The sequence below is a fragment of the Loigolactobacillus iwatensis genome (genome assembly GCF_003950295.1).
In the GTDB taxonomy this organism is placed as follows: Bacteria; Bacillota; Bacilli; order Lactobacillales; family Lactobacillaceae; genus Loigolactobacillus; species Loigolactobacillus iwatensis.
In genome coordinates this window covers 1-5576 of record NZ_RHNP01000067.1, presented here as the reverse complement: position 1 = coordinate 5576, position 5576 = coordinate 1, and the positions used below count along the sequence as shown (strand labels likewise).

General features: G+C 39.0%; 7 protein-coding genes. 5 read left to right on the top strand and 2 right to left on the bottom strand.

Annotated elements, in window-relative coordinates:
• Positions 1–739 precede the first annotated feature (739 nt).
• The 4 genes from EKM98_RS11755 to EKM98_RS11740 all read left to right on the top strand — a co-directional run bounded on the left by EKM98_RS11755 (position 740) and on the right by EKM98_RS11740 (position 3460).
• Positions 740–1132 (top strand): sigma factor-like helix-turn-helix DNA-binding protein, encoded by a 393-nt coding sequence (locus EKM98_RS11755; RefSeq protein WP_100070901.1) that lies wholly within the window; start codon positions 740–742, stop codon positions 1130–1132.
• Positions 1133–1212: 80 nt separating this feature from the next.
• On the top strand, positions 1213–1410 hold the full coding sequence (locus tag EKM98_RS11750; protein WP_100070900.1) for a helix-turn-helix domain-containing protein: 198 nt from the start codon (positions 1213–1215) through the stop codon (positions 1408–1410).
• 512 nt (positions 1411–1922) lie between these two features.
• Positions 1923–2150: a helix-turn-helix domain-containing protein gene (locus EKM98_RS11745; protein ID WP_100070899.1), complete on the top strand. Its 228-nt coding sequence runs from the start codon at positions 1923–1925 to the stop codon at positions 2148–2150.
• 65 nt (positions 2151–2215) lie between these two features.
• On the top strand, positions 2216–3460 hold the full coding sequence (locus EKM98_RS11740) for a site-specific integrase (RefSeq protein WP_100070898.1): 1245 nt from the start codon (positions 2216–2218) through the stop codon (positions 3458–3460).
• Positions 3461–3590: 130 nt separating this feature from the next.
• Here EKM98_RS11740 and rpsI read toward each other — a convergent pair whose 3' ends face one another.
• Positions 3591–3986 carry a 30S ribosomal protein S9 gene (gene rpsI, locus EKM98_RS11735; protein WP_068222939.1) on the bottom strand — a complete coding sequence of 132 codons (396 nt, stop codon included), beginning with the start codon at positions 3984–3986 and terminating at the stop codon, positions 3591–3593.
• 14 nt (positions 3987–4000) lie between these two features.
• Positions 4001–4444 (bottom strand): 50S ribosomal protein L13, encoded by a 444-nt coding sequence (gene rplM, locus EKM98_RS11730; RefSeq protein ID WP_100070897.1) that lies wholly within the window; start codon positions 4442–4444, stop codon positions 4001–4003.
• Positions 4445–4784: 340 nt separating this feature from the next.
• Between rplM and EKM98_RS11725 the strand changes: the two genes are divergently transcribed.
• Positions 4785–5513 (top strand): DUF3862 domain-containing protein, encoded by a 729-nt coding sequence (locus EKM98_RS11725; RefSeq protein ID WP_125982732.1) that lies wholly within the window; start codon positions 4785–4787, stop codon positions 5511–5513.
• The last annotated feature ends 63 nt before the right edge of the window (positions 5514–5576 follow it).

The following is a 5576-nucleotide window of genomic DNA, read 5'->3' as shown; positions in this document are numbered from 1 at the left end:
GCTAAATCAGGGGAGAATTGGTTTCTCCTTGAATGATCTACCTGAACATGGCGTACGCCAACGGCGTAACGTTGACCTTTTATCACTGGTTGCACTAATGAATAATAGGTTACTTGATTCACCATGCAATTTAATAATTTACGATACTGGATTGTTATCTACACTTAGTAACTGAGCATCATCTTTCCATCACGACGAACACAATGGCCTGACTGGCATATTTTTATCAGCAACGCATTTAGTTCACGGTATGTTGGAAATGGTTTAGTGTCTTCTTCAAGGGACCCTTTAACCAAAAATGTTGACACCATTACTTGATATTTGTTAATTGTGACTGCTAGACTAGTAGATGGGGACTTTTGCTTTTTGTCGTCTTAGCATGTCACCGGTCTAACTAGTGAAGCTCATCACTTTTCAGTTACTTCGGCACTGATAGTCTCATCTGATACGATTGTCTTTACAATTAAAAATAATCGCGATTTCACCAAATAATTGACCGCCGTACCGATCGGTAGTGCTGTAAAACTAGAGGGACCTTTCAGGCGTTTTGCACCAACTAATTGAAACTACACAATGTTAAACACTACAACATTTTAAATAACACTAACGTATTAAATAATAATTAGTACAGATACCTTCTACTGTCGTCTAAAAAAATCAAAATTTAATGCAATATTCTTTAAATCGGTTTCACTTTGAAAAAATTATATGTATTTGTTTGGTAAAAGGAGGATTTGTTATGTCTGATCAAGATGTCAAACAAGCATTTTCACATTATGCCAAGCTGTCACTCGTGAACAAAACTCGCTCAATCTACACTCAGGAACAACATCAGGTTCCTAAAGTACCATTAAACGAGGAAACAGTGGAGTACCCGATCAATGAAGGCCCACCAACTATTAAATTAATAACAGCGGAACAAGCTATTCACCTTGAGGAATACCTCATTAACGAACGGTTGATCATTGCAATAGCCAGATTAACCGATGCTCAAAAGAAATTACTTTATTACAAATACGTTGAACAACTTTCAGATAAGGCAATTGGTCAGATTCTTCATGTCAGCAGTCAAGCGATTTCCAAACAGCATCGCAAGGTGTTGAGCAAAATCGGCTCAACATTCTTCGACTAGTTTAACCATAAAAATTCGGTCTCCCCCAACACTTCTAAGAATTAGACGACCCAAATCTAACTCTAGGAGAGCGAATTGCAATGAATTATACCGAAACGATTTACGCAGCCCAGCATGGCGACCCACTTGCTATGGCTCAGCTGATAAAAGAATTTCAGCCATTAATTATTAGCATCACTTGTCGGGGGCATTCAGTTTTTGATGAGGATCGTTATCAGATATTAACTGAACAATTTATTCGAACAACCTACAAGTTTAATTTGGAACGTTATTTGTAGTTAGACGAGAAGCAGATTAATCTTTTTTGATTAATTTGCTTTTTTGGTTTCATTTCTCATCCTTTATTTGTATGTATATAGTGAACAGGAAATATTACCTGTGAGCCCTTTGACAACTGAATATTGCTACCCTAACTTTCTTACTTTACTTGAACTGTTGATCTGTGGACGCCATGACCAGAACTGCGAGCGCCACCCACACTTCAACTACGATTTTTAACTAACAATCGTACAAATTAAGTAGATAATGATACTTCCGCGAGGCTCCCACGTAAGCAGGAGAGGTGCAATTCCTATGTCCGTTAGTGACGGAACTGGGTAGCAAGGTCTGACAGCACCATTAAACTGTTGCACTATTTTTTGAAAGGAAGTGAAATCAACACCCGACTTTTTTAATTCTCCCCCATTAGTCATTCATACCTGATTGGAGATGATACACTATCGCTACTTCAGAATTCACGATCACAATCAGTGATCAACAACAAGATAAACTACGTGCCGAAATCTATCAAATGATCATGGGTGAAGTCAAGCGAGTAAGGACTGATGCCGCCATTGGTACCCGCTATCTTAAGAAAAAGGATCTTTGTAATTACTTGCAAATTGCCAACAATACTTTAGATAGCTGGATTGCTCAGGGCCTACCATCGATCACAATTGGTGGTTGCATTCGCTTTGATCGCTCATCTGTTGATGATTGGTTAATAACTAGAGCTGACGAAATGAAGCATATGAGTTAAAATAACTTTGAAGCCTTACGTTCGCTCTGAAAAATTTCAATTAATTTTTTTGGAGGAATGTAGTTATGACTATTAGTAAAACAAAATCTGGAAGTTATCTTGTAGAAGTGCAATACCCGAAAAAGCTTAGACCATTTTTCGACAACAAACGCCGCTACAAGAAAACACTGCCAAGTCTCAAGACAGCTAAGATTCAAGAAGCTAATGTGTTGATGCAAATTGAACAGGTACGAAAGGATGATAGCCCGCGTTCATTGGAAACTAAAGGAGAAATGTTATTTAGCGATTTTTACCACAACGTCTTCATGGATATTTATGTTAAGGGTGCGACTGGACGGACACGCGTTGTCCCTACAACTGAGACAATCGATTATCAAAAATCAATTTTTAGACTTCATATTCTACCGATGTTTGGTAATTACTCATTGAATTATCTGAACAATCATAAGGAAATTGTCATCAATGAATTGACGATGAAATCTGCCACTTTTAGCAATATTCGCAATATCAAGAGTTACACACGCCAAGTGTTTGATCTCGCCGAAGCAATGGATTATATCGAATATAATCGCGTTGGTAAGGTTCTAAACATGGTTGCATCTCCTTACCATGACCAATTAAAAAAGCAGCGTCAAGCGAAAGGAGAAGCACTCACGGCGCAAAAGTTGCTCGACTGGCTCGAAGCGCTAGAGGAAGACTATCAAGCCGGTAAAATCACGTTGATGCAGCATTTACTCTTCTTGCTAACTTTACACGTTGGTGACCGTAAGAGTGAAACCTATGGCTTACAGTGGCGTCATATTGACTTGAAAACTAATTCCCTGTTCATCATTCAAAGTCTTTCTAAATCTAAGAAGCTCAAAGACACTAAGGGCCATAAGTTCACTCAGCTAACTATTCCAGAAGAACTAGTTAGTGAGATTGCAGAATGGAAGGCACAGCAAGCCGAAGAGTTAGCGCAAATTGGAATTGAGCAAACACCTGACCAATTTGTATTCACGTATACCGATTTTCGTGGTCACATGAATGTCCCCTTACATTCCGACTATTTGAATTATCGAATCAAGTCGATCCATCATCGTCATCCAGAATTGGCTAAATTACACCCACACAAGTTGCGTCACACTTTTGGTACACTTGCCCGTGAAGGTGGTGCTTCCCTCGAAGATATCTCCGAAGCACTCACTCATTCCGACGTAGCAACGACAAAAATTTACGTCAATACGCCGGATGTCATTTCCACTAAGGTGCACGAAATGTTCGTAAATCGATTAAAAAAAGAAAGTACAAAAAAACGCCAGATTATCTAATCTGACGTTCAACATTCTCATTGAGATAATATTTACCCCAAACCTTACCCCAAAGTTAAATTTTCTGAGCGAATTTTGCCAATTGGGGTAAAAGTTAAAACCGTAATCAGGCTTGTTATAACGTGCCGGATTAACGCTTTGAGAACTGACTAGCCTTACGAGCTTTCTTCAAACCTGGTTTCTTACGTTCTTTCATACGTGGGTCACGAGTTAAGAGACCTGCACGTTTTAAAGGACCACGAAAGTCAGGGTCAACATTAAGAAGTGCACGGGCAATACCATGCCGAATTGCACCAGCTTGACCAGAAAAACCGCCGCCATTTACGTTAACGTAAACATCATAGCTATCATTTGTTTCAGTTATGCCAAATGGTTGAATCATATCTTGGCGTACATTTGCAAATGGAATATAATCTGTTTGGTCTTTACCGTTGATTGTAATTTTGCCAGTACCAGGGACTAAGCGTACACGCGCTACAGAATCTTTACGCCGACCAGTACCAATATATTGAACTGTTTCTGCCAATTAATTTTCCTCCCTTAAATTAACTTTGAAATATCCAAAGCTTTTGGTTGTTGTGCAGCATTTTTATGCTCAGGACCTGCGTAAACGTGCAATTTCAAGAATTGCTTACGACCCAATGTGTTCTTTGGTAACATCCCTTTAATTGAGATTTCCAATAAACGAGTTGGGTTTGTTTCGCGTAAATGACCAGCAGTAACCTGCTTCAAACCACCTGGATGAAGGGTATGATGATAATAAATCTTTCGGTCTGCTTTTCGACCAGTCAAGCGAATTTTTTCTGCGTTTACAATGATGACATTGTCACCTGTATCAACGTTAGTTGTGAATGTGGGTTTGTTTTTACCGCGAAGGATAGAAGCCACAGCTGCTGAAAGTCGACCTAACGGAATATCCGTAGCATCGACAACGTACCAGTTATGTTCTACTTCGCTGGGTTTTGCTAAATAAGTTGATCGCACGTGTATTTCCTCCATTTTTCTGTGTCTGTTTGAACACCTAATAAGTTTCCGGGGCTTATTGTGGGGCAAACAATACCAGCTACAATCATAACTATTTTCTTTAAGAATGTCAATTCTAAAATGGATAAAATTTGTTAGTAACCTTCAACTTAAAATAGTAAAAAGGAAAATCTACCAATATTTTTGTGAAAAGTGCATAAAAGCCTTTCGCTGCTCGCAATTCTTGTTTAAAATAGATAGTGTTAAGGGAGTGGGACAAAAGTCGGTTTTGGGTTCTCGTTCTAGCGTAATTACTCAGTCTTCACCTCAAATACATAAATGATTAAAGGAGTTAAGTAACATGGCAGATCATACGAAACATACGAACCACATTACACATCATCGGCCACACCGCCCATTTTACAAACACAGATGGTTCCGACGTTTACTAGCAATTATCATTGTCATTATTATTTTAGTTATTATTGGTCTTGGTGCTATCTGGAAAAAGAATGCACTTGCTGAGCAACTGCACAATAGTAAGGTTCGTTTTGAGCAGACTACTACCAACACCTCCACAACTAATAAGCAGTCGGCACAGACAACGCCGCTAACCTACACGGCAATTGGTAAGATTAAGCTTGGTGACTTAACTAAGAACGCTGTGAATGGCACTAGCTACCAAACACTTACGCAGCAATTCGGCCAACCGAATAAAACTAAATCGGCTACTGTTCAAGGAGTTAAGACCAAGGAAGTCACTTGGACAAATGTCACTGGTAGTACCAGTAAGGCAAAAGTAAAGTTTAATTTAGTTAAAAATCACGTTTATAGTAAGGATTTAACTAATTACCAAGCCAAATCACGCGCAAAAAGTATTACTGCGGCTGATTACGATACTTTAACGGCTCAAGCAACCACTTATAAAGATACAATTGCAACTTATGGTAAGCCTGATAGCTACCTAGAGCAGCGTATCTCTGGAAGCCATTTACTAGTCGCCAAATACTTTAGTGGCCTCCAAGGCTCAAGCAATGCAAGTATTAGGTTAGTATTCCAAGATGGTGTCTTGGACAACAGTAAGCAGTAAATAATCGACCGTTTAAAAAAGGCAAACCGGCTTCTCGAAATTGAGAAATCGGTTTGTCTTTTA